This window comes from Paenibacillus herberti (assembly GCF_002233675.1).
Taxonomy (GTDB): Bacteria; Bacillota; Bacilli; order Paenibacillales; family Paenibacillaceae; genus Paenibacillus_O; species Paenibacillus_O herberti.
The window spans coordinates 1,361,245-1,375,036 of record NZ_NMUQ01000002.1; the positions used below are offsets into that span (position 1 = coordinate 1,361,245).

The 13,792-nt window shown below is 52.1% G+C and carries 13 protein-coding genes; 9 read left to right on the forward strand and 4 right to left on the reverse strand.

Features of this window, described 5'->3' with window-relative positions; genetic code table 11:
• Positions 1 to 3: 3 nt before the first annotated feature.
• The 8 genes from CGZ75_RS18625 (at position 4) to CGZ75_RS18660 (ending at position 10,722) form a co-directional block, all read left to right on the forward strand.
• Positions 4 to 828 (forward strand): carbohydrate ABC transporter permease, encoded by an 825-nt coding sequence (locus CGZ75_RS18625; protein WP_089525700.1) that lies wholly within the window; start codon positions 4 to 6, stop codon positions 826 to 828.
• 118 nt (positions 829 to 946) lie between these two features.
• Positions 947 to 3,019 (forward strand): sensor histidine kinase, encoded by a 2,073-nt coding sequence (locus tag CGZ75_RS18630; RefSeq protein WP_089525701.1) that lies wholly within the window; start codon positions 947 to 949, stop codon positions 3,017 to 3,019.
• 24 nt (positions 3,020 to 3,043) lie between these two features.
• A complete protein-coding gene (locus tag CGZ75_RS18635; protein WP_089525702.1) occupies positions 3,044 to 4,264 on the forward strand; it encodes a response regulator transcription factor in 1,221 nt (406 codons plus the stop codon).
• A 582-nt stretch (positions 4,265 to 4,846) separates the two neighbouring features.
• Positions 4,847 to 6,562, forward strand: a complete 1,716-nt coding sequence (locus CGZ75_RS18640) for a peptide ABC transporter substrate-binding protein (RefSeq protein ID WP_245850919.1) — start codon at positions 4,847 to 4,849, stop codon at positions 6,560 to 6,562.
• A gap of 134 nt (positions 6,563 to 6,696) precedes the next feature.
• Entirely contained in the window at positions 6,697 to 7,623 is a 927-nt protein-coding gene (locus tag CGZ75_RS18645) for an ABC transporter permease (RefSeq protein WP_089525703.1), read from the forward strand.
• Positions 7,624 to 7,629: 6 nt separating this feature from the next.
• Positions 7,630 to 8,571, forward strand: coding sequence for an ABC transporter permease (locus CGZ75_RS18650; protein ID WP_089525704.1), 942 nt, complete (start codon positions 7,630 to 7,632; stop codon positions 8,569 to 8,571).
• 189 nt (positions 8,572 to 8,760) lie between these two features.
• Positions 8,761 to 9,738 carry an ABC transporter ATP-binding protein gene (locus tag CGZ75_RS18655; protein ID WP_089525705.1) on the forward strand — a complete coding sequence of 326 codons (978 nt, stop codon included), beginning with the start codon at positions 8,761 to 8,763 and terminating at the stop codon, positions 9,736 to 9,738.
• A 12-nt stretch (positions 9,739 to 9,750) separates the two neighbouring features.
• Entirely contained in the window at positions 9,751 to 10,722 is a 972-nt protein-coding gene (locus tag CGZ75_RS18660; RefSeq protein ID WP_089525706.1) for an ABC transporter ATP-binding protein, read from the forward strand.
• Positions 10,723 to 10,847: 125 nt separating this feature from the next.
• Here the strand turns inward: CGZ75_RS18660 and CGZ75_RS18665 are convergent, their stop codons facing one another.
• The 4 genes from CGZ75_RS18665 to CGZ75_RS24730 all read right to left on the reverse strand — a co-directional run bounded on the left by CGZ75_RS18665 (position 10,848) and on the right by CGZ75_RS24730 (position 11,950).
• Positions 10,848 to 11,048, reverse strand: coding sequence for a hypothetical protein (locus CGZ75_RS18665; protein ID WP_089525707.1), 201 nt, complete (start codon positions 11,046 to 11,048; stop codon positions 10,848 to 10,850).
• 213 nt (positions 11,049 to 11,261) lie between these two features.
• Positions 11,262 to 11,531 carry a hypothetical protein gene (locus CGZ75_RS24725; RefSeq protein ID WP_141136817.1) on the reverse strand — a complete coding sequence of 90 codons (270 nt, stop codon included), beginning with the start codon at positions 11,529 to 11,531 and terminating at the stop codon, positions 11,262 to 11,264.
• 10 nt (positions 11,532 to 11,541) lie between these two features.
• A complete protein-coding gene (locus tag CGZ75_RS26270) occupies positions 11,542 to 11,664 on the reverse strand; it encodes a hypothetical protein (protein WP_281255122.1) in 123 nt (40 codons plus the stop codon).
• Positions 11,665 to 11,674: 10 nt separating this feature from the next.
• Positions 11,675 to 11,950, reverse strand: a complete 276-nt coding sequence (locus CGZ75_RS24730) for a hypothetical protein (RefSeq protein WP_141136818.1) — start codon at positions 11,948 to 11,950, stop codon at positions 11,675 to 11,677.
• Positions 11,951 to 12,680: 730 nt separating this feature from the next.
• Between CGZ75_RS24730 and CGZ75_RS18670 the strand changes: the two genes are divergently transcribed.
• A complete protein-coding gene (locus CGZ75_RS18670) occupies positions 12,681 to 13,706 on the forward strand; it encodes an acetylxylan esterase (protein WP_245850920.1) in 1,026 nt (341 codons plus the stop codon).
• The last annotated feature ends 86 nt before the right edge of the window (positions 13,707 to 13,792 follow it).

Genomic DNA, 13,792 nt, shown 5'->3' on the forward strand with positions numbered 1-13,792 from the left:
TCTATGGAATCCATCAAAAAAGGAGTCGTGTATCTTCTCCTGGCGGTTCTTGTCGTCACCCAGCTGTACCCGCTGCTCTGGCTAATTCTTTACTCCTTCAAGACGAATGAGGAGATTTTAAGCGGCAGCTTTTTCGCCCTTCCGCAGAATCCGCGATTCGCCAATTATACGGAGGCATACGAGGCTGGGAATTACCTGCAGTATCTTTTCAATAGTGTATTCGTAACCGTAATTACAATGGTTGTCGTCATTATCTTGGCTTCAATGACCGCCTATGCGATTTCTCGCTTTCGCTGGAAGTTGGCTCCCGTCGCCTTGCTCGTTTTTCTGCTCGGCCTGATGATTCCGATGCAGGCGACGCTGCTGCCGCTGATGACCATGTTTAGCAAAATTGACATCCTCAACACCCGATGGTCGCTCATCCTGCCCTACATCGCTTTCCAAACGCCGGTGGCAATATTTATAATGAGCGGATTTATGAAGGGCATTCCGCATGAGATCGAGGAGTCAGCTTTCATGGACGGCGCGAGCGTGTACCGAATCTTCCGCAGCATTATTATGCCGATCTCGGTGCCGCCGATTATGACCGTGTGCATCTTGACGTTCATTAATATTTGGAATGAATACATCTTGGCGGCGACGTTCATTTCCTCTGAAAGGTTCAAGACGTTGCCGTTCGGCGTCAATAGCTTTGTCAGCCAATATGCCGTCAACTATGGCAATATCGGGGCTTTCCTCGTCATGGGCGCCATCCCGGTTATTCTTATCTACTTCATCCTCTCTGAGCGGATTACGAAGGGCATGGTAGCTGGCGCTGTCAAAGGATAATTTAATCGGTCTTGCATACTCGGCTTGACCAGCCCGGCATCATTCACCCCGCCTTCCGCGCGCCGCGCATGGAAGGCGGGGCTTTGCCGTCAATTCTAGTATGAGGTGGTGATGATCCATGCGGCGGGGCAGCAAGACACTACAGCAAAGACTGTTCATCGTGCTGCTCTTTTCCATGACCGGCATCGTGATCGTCGTCAGCCTGCTTTTTTACAATCGTGCGACCGAGCAGTTGCAGCGTAAGATATCTGATCTATCAAGCAAAAACGTCTCCCAGACGATTGGTTTATTCGATTTGCTCGACAAAGGTTTTGACAGCCTGTCCAAGTCGATCAGCAATAACTTCGATCTCGTGCGAATGCTGCAGGATCGCTCGGCAGAGCCTCGTGAGCAATTCGCGAACGAGCGCTCCATTACGAATATTATTGGAGCGAACTTTTTCTCGCGAGATGATTTGATCGGAATTCATATCATGACGGATGACGGCAACATTTATAATTATGGAAATTATATCAACGAAGTCATGCCGGGCTACCGCTCCACGGACTGGTATCGATCGATTCTGAGCGGCGGCGGCAAAATTGTCTGGCTCGGCATCTATCCATCCTCGATCATCGATTCCAATGAAACCCGTCCGGTGCTGGCATTCGGCCGCCAGCTGTTTGATCTTGATGAGCATCGACCGATTGGCGTCGTGCTCTATGAGACGAGTCCCGCGCCAATCCTCGCGGCGCTAGACAATCTGAAGATGAGCCCGAACAGCGAAGTATATCTCGTTGATGCCGACGGTGATCTGGTGAGTGCAACCGACGGAGCGAAAGAGCTGCCGCGTCTTGGGGACGGGAAGCGTCCAACTGTTACAGGTGAGTCACTAGTCGCGGAGCGGGATAATCAGCTGGTCGTGTCCTCGCGGCTGCCTTTTGCTGAATGGACGGCCATTACCGTGACCCCGGACCGCGACCTTAACGTCGAGCTGGTGGAGATGCAGCGTTACTTAATTATTGTTGGTGTTGCCCTCGTATTGCTGTCGATCATCACGGCGACAGTGTTCTCCAAAACAATCTCCTCGCCCCTCAAGCGAATGATCCGCGAGATGAAACGGGTGGAGCTCGGTAACTTTCAGAGCCAGGTTGACGCTGGCAGCTATCGAGAGATGGATGCGCTCGCCTCATCTTTTAACCGTATGGTCAGGCAGATCGGCCATTTAATCGAGCGGATGAAACAGAGCGCGGCCAGTGAGAAAAATGCTGAGCTGCAGGCGCTGCAATCGCAGGTTAATCCGCATTTCCTTTACAACACGCTGGACATGATTTATTGGATGCTGGATGAGCGCGAAGAGGATGATCTCGGCGAGGTTGTGTTGGCGCTATCCCGAATGTTCCGTTACAGCAGCCACTGGGAGCAGGGTGTACCCGTGACGCTTGGCGAGGAACTGGAGCAGATTCGCGATTATTTAACGATCATCACGATCCGGCTGGAAGGCCGCTTAGTGGTCGAGATCGATATTCCGCAAGAGCTGTATGGTGTTCCGATTCCGAAAATGACGCTGCAGCCGGTCATCGAGAATGCCGTCAAGCACGGCCTGGAGCCGCTGTCGGGGGACGGAAAGTTGACGCTTACGGCAGAGGTCAGGGACGGTCGGCTACTGCTCACGGTACGCGACAATGGCGTCGGCATGACCGAGGAGACGCTGGAGCGGCTGCAAGCCTCATTCAGCTTGGCGCCGACGGCTCTTGTGGGGACGGGGCTGACGGAGCAAGGGGAAGCGCGGGGAGTAAGGCAAGAAGGAGAGCGAGATAGCTCTGCCGCGCAGGGTGTTGTCGGTCCGGGTAAAATAGGAAACATCTCTGCCGAGCAGAGTGTTGTCGGTCCAGGCAAGACGGGGGGCGGCTCTACCGTTGAGGGGCTCGTCGATTCGGATAAATTGCGGGGCAGCTTTTCCGAGGGGAGTATGCTCGATCAAAGCAAGATGCGGGACAGCTCATTTGTGATGGGCAAATCAGGGCGTGGGACGGCGCAAGGCGGCATCGGCTTGGTGAATGTGCATCGCAGACTCCTCCATACGTTCGGTCAGGGTTACGGACTGCAAGCAGAAAGCCGCATCGGGGAAGGCACAGTAATTCGTCTGACGCTGCCCCTACCTCCGCAGGTGATTCGTCCCGGGAGTGCGGAGAGCGAAGATACGAATTAACGGAGTGAAGGAGGCGGCTCATTCATGAATATTCTCATAACAGATGATGAGAGCATCATCCGAACTGGGGTGCGGCGCACACTTGAACAGGCTTATCCGGAAAGCTCCATCCATCTGGCGGCTTCTGCGGATGAAGCGGCTCGCATTCTATCTCAGCATTCGGTGGATATCGTGCTGACCGATATTCTGATGCCTGGCATAGACGGCCTAGAGTTCATGCGCCTCTCCCGTCATAAATACCCCCACATCAAATGGATCGTCATCTCGGCTCATTCTGAGTTCTCCTATGCCCAGAAGGCGGTACAGCTCGGCGCCAGGGACTATTTGCTCAAGCCGATCGGCAAAAAGCGGCTGCTGGAGCTGATCCGCCAGTTGGCAGGCGAGCTCGCCGAGGAACGGAGTGCGCTCAAAGAGGGGGAGCTGCTGCGCGGCAGCCTGGGCTATTTGCGCGAAGCGATGTTCCAACGGCTGGCATCCGGTCACGATATTGGCCAGCTCGACATAGGCGCTCTGCTGGAGCGCTATTCCGGGTTCCATCTCATCATGGTCCGCCTGGAGTCGGGTACGCGAGATGCCGGGCTGGAGCATTTTGTCGTTGATAATGTGTTCAGTGAGTTGTTGAAGCGCAGCGGGGACGGGTTCGTCATAAGCTACGATCGGAATACGCTTATCGGTGTAGCCGTACTGGGATCGGAGGATACTCTGTCCGGACTGATGGCTAATTTGAGAGGTTATCTCGGGCGGTATTTGAAAATTCCGTTCCAGCTCGCTCATAGCGGCGTGATCGGGGAGATTCGTGAAGTACCGGAGATGGTGCAAAAGCTATATCGCTCCATGGCCAATCCGGCAGAGGAGAAGCCGTGCATGCCTACGATGCGTGTAAAGGGCGGAAGCGACAACAAGGCCATTGAGGTAGCCCTGCAGTATATCAGCGCCCATTACAAGGAGGAATCGCTGTCGCTGGAGCGGATTGCGTCGGTCGTGTTTCTTAATCCGGTTTATTTCAGCCAGTTGTTCAAGCAGAAGACGGGCCAGGGCTTCAAGGATTATCTGATCGGCTTGAGGTTGGAAGAGGCGCGACAGCTGCTGCGTGATTCCGATCTCAAGTTAGCGGATATAGCGGAGCGCATCGGATACCATGACATGCGGCATTTCACCCAAGTGTTCCGTAAAAGGTTCCATATGACGCCGACCGAATATCGTCAGGATAAGAAGAACACGGTTCCAGGCATTCTTAATACCTGACATGAGAAGTAATCTATAATAAGCTTTCTGCTCCGCATATGGAGTAGGAAGCTTATTTGGCCGTGGGTCCTCCAGCCTGTACAGCAGTCCAGTATTCCCGCAGATCCATGTCTTCACGCCGATACATAAAAAGTGGGATGCAGGTAAAAATACATAGGGTCGGATAGGACTGAATGGATCAATCCCCCATATTTTTTCCAATTAACAGGATAGAAATATGGTTTATATTCTCTTGGGCCTAGATTTCAAATGAAATGATTATTGAATATAGTACATAATTATGCATGACATGATCCTATCTTTTTAGCGAGAGAGGCGTGAGAGGGTGAGGTTAGAGAAGAGAATGTCTTTAAATATGCAGGTTTAATCCTTTACTAAACAATTGCGTTAATCTAATAAAGCGTCAATGTATTAATGAGAAGCAATGCATAATTATCAGTTTATTTAATTAATTTCAACAATGATATGGCGATGATAAATTTATTTTCCAAAAGAAAATAATGCAAGTTGTTATTCATCTTATGTAATAGTATAATTCATATTATGCAATTCAACCATTAATGTAAGGGGCGTGTAAGGTTAGTGTACAAAAAGACAGGTATGACACTGGCAGCACTTATGGTCGCAGGCAGCGTACTGGCTGCATGTGGTAACAGCAATAATGGTAACGCCGTCAATTCGAGCAACAACGGCAGTGGTGGCGAGAACACAGCTACTAATACAGCTGGCAACACAGGCGGCGAGACTACAGCCCCATCCGGTGATCAAGTGTTCCGCATGAACATCACTTCCGAGCCTCCTACTCTTGACCCATCGCTGATGCAGGACAACGTATCCGGCACAATCGCTGACGGTATCTTTGAGGGCCTGACCAAGACCGACAAAACGGGTGAAACCGTACCAGGTATGGCCGAGAGCTGGACCGTTTCCGAAGATTCTAAAACTTACACGTTCAAAATTCGCAAGGATTCCAAATGGTCGACCGGCAACCCGGTAACGGCACATGACTTTGAATACTCTTGGAAACGTACGTTGGATCCAAAAGCAGCAACTCCAGCACCTTATGCTTACCAACTGCATTACATTGAAGGCGCAAAAGAGTACAACACGGGCAAAGGCAGCATCGACAAAGTAGGCGTCAAGGCTCTCGACGATTACACGCTCGAAGTAAAGCTGAAAAACCCAACGTCATACTTCCTTAGCCTGGTAAACTTCTATACCTACTACCCAGTTGATAAAGTAGCGGTAGAAAAAGATCCTAAATGGGCTGCCGAAGCGGCGTCATTCTCCAGCAACGGGCCGTTCAAGCTATCCGCTTGGCAGCACAGCGCTTCCGTTGAGATTGTTAAAAATGAGAACTACTACGGTACTGCCGATGTGAAGCTGGACAAAGTTAAATTCGAGATGATGGGTGATTCCAACACCGAGTTAAGCAGCTACACCACCGGTGCTCTTGATTGGGCGGGTAAACCAACTGGTACGATCCCTGCGCCGCAAGTAGACAAGTTCCGTAAAGATAAAAATCCAGAACTGCAAATCGAGAACACAGCAAGCACGTATTTCTATATTTTCAACCAAAGCAAAAAACCTTTCAACAACGTAAAAGTACGTAAAGCTCTGTCGATCTCCATCGATCGCAAGCTGCTCGTTGACAAAGTTGTACTTGGCGGACAAACGCCTGCATTCGGCTTTGTACCTCCAACAATTAAAGGTCAAGAGAAGAGCTTCCGCGAAGAGACTCAACAAACTTACTTCGAGGAAAACGTAGAAGAAGCGAAGAAGCTGCTGGCTGAAGGCCTTAAAGAAGAAGGCATGAGCGCTTTCCCGGCTACAACGCTGATCTACAACACTTCCGATTCGCATGCTAAAATTGCAACTGCCGTAACGGAAATGTGGAAAACAAACCTGGGCATCGATGTTAAAACCGAAGTTCAGGAATGGAAAGTGTTCCTGCAAAACCGTACGAGCCTGAACTATGATATTTCCCGTGCTGGCTGGGGAGCGGACTACAACGATGCTATGACATTCCTTGACCTGTACATCACGGGCAGCGGCAACAATGACCTCGGTTACAAAAACCCTGCTTACGATAAGCTCATTGAGGATGCTTATGTAACAGCTGATCAAGCTGAGCGCTCCAAGCTGCTAGCTCAAGCCGAGAAAATGCTGATGGACGAATCGGTAGTTATGCCAGTTTACTACGACACGGCTGCCTCTCTCGTTAAGCCTTATGTGAAAGACACATTCATCACTTATAACGGCAACATTAACTACAACTACGCTTACATCGCGAAATAAGCCATACCGTTGAGCAACTGACAGAGAGAAGAAGGGACTGCGGCTGGAGCCGTCGTTCGGCGCCAGTCGCCGGACCGTCTCCGGTTATCCCTTCTTTCTTTGCGGTTGGGCAAGGTAGCGAAAGAGGTGCTGGAATGATTCGTTTCATTGGCCGGAGATTCCTTAATATTCTCCTGTCCCTGTTTGTCTTGGCGACGCTGACCTTCTTCTTGATGAAGGCAGTCCCGGGCAACCCTTTCCTGGACGAAAAAACGCCAAAAGCGGCCAGAGATGCTTTGATGGCTTTTTATGGACTCGATAAAGCGCTTTGGAAGCAATATCTGATCTATCTTGGCAATTTGCTCCAAGGGGATCTTGGAATTTCGTATAAAACCCCTGGACAAACCGTAACGCAAATTATTTCGCAGTCGTTCTTGTACTCACTCAAACTGGGCGCTGTTGCTATCGTCGTATCGGTTATCGTCGGTGTTTCACTTGGCATGGTTTCTGCCATGTACAACCGCAAGTTGATCGATAAAATTGCGGTCGTAATCTCCATCCTGGGTATCTCTATTCCCAACTTTGTTGTCGCTTCTGTTACGCAGTTTTACATTGGCGCCGAGTTGAGATGGTTGCCGGTAGCCGGCTTGGACGGACCGCTTAGTTATATCCTGCCGACATTTGCGCTTTCGGCGCTTCCGATCGCCTTTATCGCGCGGCTGACTCGCTCCTCTATGCTTGAGGTGCTGACAGCGGATTATATCCGCACCGCCAAAGCAAAAGGCCTCTCGCCAATTCGAATTACCCTTCGTCATGGCCTGCGAAACGCTATTCTGCCGGTCGTAACCTACCTTGGACCGATGACCGCAAACATCATTACTGGTTCCGTCGTAGTCGAGAAAATTTACAACGTTCCGGGATTAGGCCAGTTCTTTACGAACAGCGTTACTAACAGGGACTACCCGCTGATCATGGGCATTACTCTGTTTTATGCCGTTATTCTAATGTTTGCCCGCTTCCTCGCTGATATCGGCTACGCAATGGTGGATCCGCGGATGAAGAAGAGCACCAAGGGAGGCTGATCACTTATGGACAATGTGAATGAAAAACGCCGGCCCCTTCCGGATCCAAGGAAGTTTGTGCCGCTGAAGAAGCGCGATTTCGCGCAACAACAAATGGCGCCAAGTTACACGACATGGAAGCTGGCGACCATGAAGCTCACCGCCAATAAGTTTGCCATGGGTGCAGGCATCGTGCTTGCTCTTATGATTATTATGGCGGTTATTTACCCGCTCTTTACGCCTCATAATTTTAGGGGTCAATCGTTGCTGAACACCTTCACTGCTCCTGGAGGCTCGTACTATTTTGGTACGGATGATCTCGGCCGCGACTTGTTCTCCCGCAGCTGGAAAGGCGCGCAAATCTCGCTCACCGTAGGTATCCTAGCTGCAATCGCCGACGTTATTCTCGGTATTATAATCGGCGGCATTATGGGCTTTTTCGGTGGCAAGGTCGATGAAGTGCTGAATAAGATTACCGAAATTTTGTATTCCATTCCTTACCTGCTGATCGTTATCCTGCTTGGCGTTGTACTTGGACAAGGCATGTTTACGCTGATTATTGCTCTTGTTGCTACCGGCTGGATCAACATGGCCTGGATCGTGCGCGGGCAGATTATGCAGCTGAAAAACCAAGAGTATGTTCTGGCAGCTCAAGCTATGGGCTCCGGCGGCTTCCGCATCCTGTTCAAACATTTGATTCCGAATACGATGGGTCCAATCATCGTTACGATGACGCTTACTGTACCTAGCGCGATTTTTGCTGAAGCTTTCCTAAGCTTCTTGGGTCTCGGCGTACAATCACCTGCCGCATCATGGGGCGTAATGATCAATGACTCGCTTGCTAGCTGGCAGTTATATCCTTGGACACTGCTGTTCCCTGCGGGAATGCTCTGTGTCGCCATGCTTGCCTTCAACATCTTTGGTGACGGCCTGCGCGATGCATTCGATCCTAAAACGCGGGTGGAATAATCCTGCAATTTAACTACGAACGTTCTGCCGCCCGCTGCTTGCCGGGGGCAGGTAGCGGAGGCATTTGAAATATCCTTGCGGCTAACATTGCGGTAAGTATTATGCAATAATCCCGCAGCTGTCCTGCTCGGAACAACCCGTCCAGCGATGCTGCTGCATCAACCGATAGATAAGGAAGGTGAAACCACGATGGAACCGATTCTTAAGGTCGAGGACCTGCGCGTCTCGTTCCGTGTCCGCGGCGGAGAAGTACAGGCCGTACGCGGTGTCTCCTTTGACATGAACAAAGGTGAGGCGCTGGCGATTGTCGGCGAATCCGGCTCGGGCAAGAGCGTGACGGCCCAGTCGATCATGCGCCTCATCCCGACGCCTCCGGGCACATACAAGGCTGGCTCGATTGTTTTCGAGGGAAGTGATCTGCTCAAAAAAACCGAGAAACAGATGGAGTCCGTTCGCGGGCGTGATATCGGCATGATTTTCCAGGACCCGATGACCTCGCTCAACCCGACGATGACGATCGGCGACCAGATTACTGAAGTGCTTATGCGCCATCAGAACATGAACAAGGAAAAAGCTAATAAACGCGCCGTAGAGATGCTGAAGCTGGTTGGCATTCCGAATCCGGAAGCTCGTGTTAAGCAGTACCCGTTCGAGTTCTCCGGCGGTATGCGTCAGCGTGCGATGATCGCCATCGCACTCAGCTGCGATCCGACACTGCTGATTGCCGATGAGCCGACAACGGCGCTCGACGTAACGATTCAGGCACAGATTCTTGAAGTCATGAAGGACATGCAAGAGAAGCTGGGCACGTCGATCATTCTTATTACGCATGATCTTGGCATCGTAGCCGACATGTGTGATAAAGTCATCGTCATGTATGCAGGCCAAGTGGTGGAGCGCGGCAACAAGTATGAAATCTTCAAATCGCCGCAGCATCCATACACGCAAGGACTGCTCAAGTCGCTGCCTCGTTTGGACCAAAAGAAGGACGAGCCGTTGATCCCAATCGACGGTACACCTCCCGACATGGCTAATCCGCCTCACGGATGCCCATTCGCAGCGCGTTGCCCTCACGCCATGGAAGTATGCGTTGAGGAAGATCCGTTCATGTTCACGCACAGCGACACCCATGAATCTAAGTGCTGGCTTCACGCCATGCCGGAGTAAGGAGGAGAACCGATGGCAAACCAATCGAATGCGATGCTCGAGGTGGACAACCTCAGCAAGTTTTTTGACGTCGGCAAAGGCAAGACACTTAAAGCTGTTAACGGCCTGAGCCTGTCCATCCGCAAGGGCGAAACGCTCGGCGTCGTCGGCGAATCCGGCTGCGGCAAGTCGACGGCCGGACGCACGATCATGCGCTTGTATGAGCCCACCTCCGGGAAGGCGCTCTATAACGGCCAGAACATTTATGATCTTAAGGGAGCTAATCTCAAGGCATTCCGCCGCGAGATGCAGATGGTGTTCCAGGATCCTTACGCTTCGCTGAATCCGCGCTGGACGGTTGAGAATATTATCGCCGAGCCGCTGGACATTCACGGCCTCGTTGCTAGCTCGAAGGAGCGCAAAGTTGCTGTGGAGCGCCTGCTCGACAAGGTAGGTCTCAACCCTTCCCATCTGACACGCTACCCGCATGAATTCTCTGGCGGCCAACGTCAGCGGATCGGTATCGCGCGCGCGCTTGCAGTAAATCCGAAGTTCATCGTAGCCGATGAGCCGATCTCGGCGCTTGACGTTTCCATCCAGGCCCAGGTCGTCAACTTGCTGCAAAACCTGCAGCGCACGGAAAGCCTGACGTACCTGTTCATCGCGCATGACTTGGCGATGGTTAAGCATATCAGTGACCGCATCGCCGTCATGTATCTCGGCAAGCTGGTCGAGATCGCGGACAGCGACGATCTGTACGCTGATCCTCGCCATCCGTATACCCAGGCGCTGCTCTCGTCCATTCCTGTACCGGACCCGGACGTAGAGGCAACCAAGGAGCGCATCGTACTGCGCGGCGATCTGCCGAGCCCGATCAGCCCTCCAAGCGGCTGCCCGTTCCGCACCCGCTGCCCGGCTGCGACCGAGCGCTGCGCGGCCGAGGTACCTGAGCTTCGCCAGGTTGGGGCGAACAAAGCCCACTGGGCTGCTTGCCATTATGCTTAATTGATTCGAGTGATTTAAAGCCTCTGTTATCCCTGTGGGATGAGGAGAAGCATAGCCTTTGCCATCCTCCGGGATGGCGGAGGCTTTTTTCTATTTTGGGCCTTTCGGTATGCGCGACATGGCGCTCAGAAGCGGACCCAAATGGTGAAGCGTGCCATCCCCTTGGGTAGCATGGTCCGTCGCATACCAGGCTGCGACAATTGAGCAAGCAGTGGCTGGGGCGATGCGGCTGCGCCGGGAAGGCGAGCTCCGCCACCTTCTGTGGCAATCCGTTCGTGATGTCTTCGGAGCTCCATTTCGAATCGGAAAAGGTTTTCTGCCATCATTGCTTGTTACCTCCCTTAATCTCAATATTAATTCATGTGCTGATGATCTAACGCCAACTATAGATGAGGACGCTGACAACAGGGTGTCAGGAATACAAATACAGCTTCTAACTCAGATGGAGTAACAATCCAGTTAGCGAAAACCGCCAGGTGGTGGAGGCATGTCCGCAATAAAAAAGAACGGACAATAACTAACCGTCTACGCATCGATATTTAATGTCCAACTGGACAGTTGCTTAGAGTCCGTAATGCCGTGGTAACGCGCCAGATGTCTCGGCTAGTGAACCTTCTTCCGACGCTGGGGGGTAAGAGCCCCGATGAGCCAATCAAGTAGTCGAAGCTACTTGCTTGGGCCGAAAGCGGCCCCGATGAGCCAATGAAGTAGTCGAAGCTACTTGCTTGGGCCGAAAACGGCCCCGATGAGCCAATCAAGTAGTCGAAGTTACTTGATTGGGCCGAAAGCGGCCCGGATGAGCCAATCAAGTAGTCGAAGCTACTTGATTGGGCCGATCAAGTAGTCGAAGCTACTTGCTTGGGCCGAAAACGGCCCCGATGAGCCAATCAAGTAGTCGAAGTTACTTGATTGGGCCGAAAGCGGCCCGGATGAGCCAATCAAGTAGTCGAAGCTACTTGATTGGGCCGATCAAGTAGTCGAAGCTACTTGCTTGGGCCGAAAACGGCCCCGATGAGCCAATCAAGTAGTCGAAGTTACTTGATTGGGCCGAAAGCGGCCCGGATGAGCCAATCAAGTAGTCGAAGCTACTTGATTGGGCCGAAAGCGGCCCGAATGAGCCGATCAAGTAGTCGAAGCTACTTGCTTGGACCGAAAGCGGCCTCGATGAGCCAAGCAAGTAGTCGAAGTTACTTGCTTGGACCGAAAGCGGCCTCGATGAGCCAATCAAGTAGTCGAAGCTACTTGCTTGGGCCGAAAGTTCTTAAGCCCCTTAATTGAATTGGAGAGTACCGTGGAAAATCAGGTTTACTACTAGTAAGAGATGAGTGGGCTATGAGGCAGAGAAATCAGGTGTTTGAAGGAGTTCCCAACTAGGTGGCGCAGCAAGCCCTGGCAGGAATAAAGAGCGGCGACCGTTGCAGCTTTTTGGGTAGTTTTTTCCACTAAATAACGTCTCTCAGTTCCGTTAGCTTTGGGCCGACCCTTCGATTGGGAAGGTTGGGGTCGTCAAGATCAATGGATTGGGTAAAGAAATAGGAGTAACTCTACTGGCGTTGACGAGATAAGCCGCCGCGGTTACTTTAGCCTGTAAGAGATAGCTCGTGAGCGAGGGGAAAAGTCTGAGTCGGTAGGTTGAATGGTGTGAGCGAGCGGAAGCGTCTGAGTCGGTAGGCTGAATGGCGAGAGTGAGCCGAAGAGTCTGAGTTGGTAAGCCCGAGGTAGTGAGCGTTAGCGAGCGGAGGAGTCTGGGTAGATTAGTCGAATGAATGGCGTGAGCGAGTTAAGTCTGAGTAGATTAGTTGAACTGTCGTGAGCGAGCCGAAGAGTCTGGGTCGGTGAGTCGATGGGCGTGAGCAAAATGAAGAGTATGAGTCGATTAGCCGAGGGAAAGCGAGCGAGCCGAAGAGCTTGAGCAAGCCGATGGGTTAAAGCCCTTTGAGCGAAGAGGAGGACATGGAATGAATGCATTCGCAAGTATTGCGGGCAATACGGAGATGAACTATCTCGAGCGAAGGAAGATGGAATTGCAGCTCTACATGCCGCCGCTGACGATTGAAAAGGAGAAGGCGGAGAGCTTTTGGCTGCCGAGGCTGAAGCAGACCTGGGAAAAGCCGCTCTATGACGAGCGGGAAGTCGTGGAGGAAGAGCTTTTTCCAGGTGCGGATGTATACCGGATCTCTTACGAAGGCTTTGATGATACGCCGGTTAAAGGCTGGTTCATGGTGCCCCGAGAGGCTGCCAAAGAGAGTCGTCAGGTTCCATGCATCATTGTGTACCCCGGTTATACCGAAGGAGCTGGATATCCAGAGCAGCATGCTCAGTGGCTACTGTTGGGCTATGCGGTACTGGCCGTGGATGTGCGGGGACAGGGAGGGGATACGGGGAACCGACTTCTTTCGGCCCATGGACAGTCCAAGGGTTGGATTTCGCAAAATTTACTGGAGAATCCGGAACGCTCGTATTATATGGCGATGTTCATCGATAGTTTGAAAGCGCTACAAGCGGCTGGGCGTCAGCCGGAAGTAGACAACAGTCGGCTAATTCCTTGTGGCGGTAGTCAAGGCGGCGGTTTGGCGCTGGCCGTGGCGTCATTGTGCGGTCTGGCTGGGTATGAGGAAATCGGCCTGGCGGCAGTGCTGGCGGACATTCCGAATCTATGCCATATCGACCAGGCAGTATTCAGCTCTACCGGATCGTTAACAGAGGTGGGACAACTGGCCAGTCGTCATCCCGAACAGCTGCCGCAGCTGCTGGAGCATTTGGCTTGTTTTGATAACATGAACTTAGCTTGTCGCATCACCGCTCCTGTGCTGGTCAGCGTTGGTTGGAAGGACACCGTCTGTCCGCCGGAGACGGTGTACGCAGCTTTCAACCGCATCCATGCCCGAAAAGAGATTCGAGACTACCCGTTTCTCGGCCATGAAGTGAGCGGGGCGCATAATCGAGAGAAGCTGCGCTTCGCGTTGGAACATGCGGGGAGATAGGCTGGATCGCTCCTCAACCATGTTTAGTCGAAGGAACGGTTGGACAGATGGCTGGAGGTTGCTGTCCTCGAGATGCCGTTCACCAG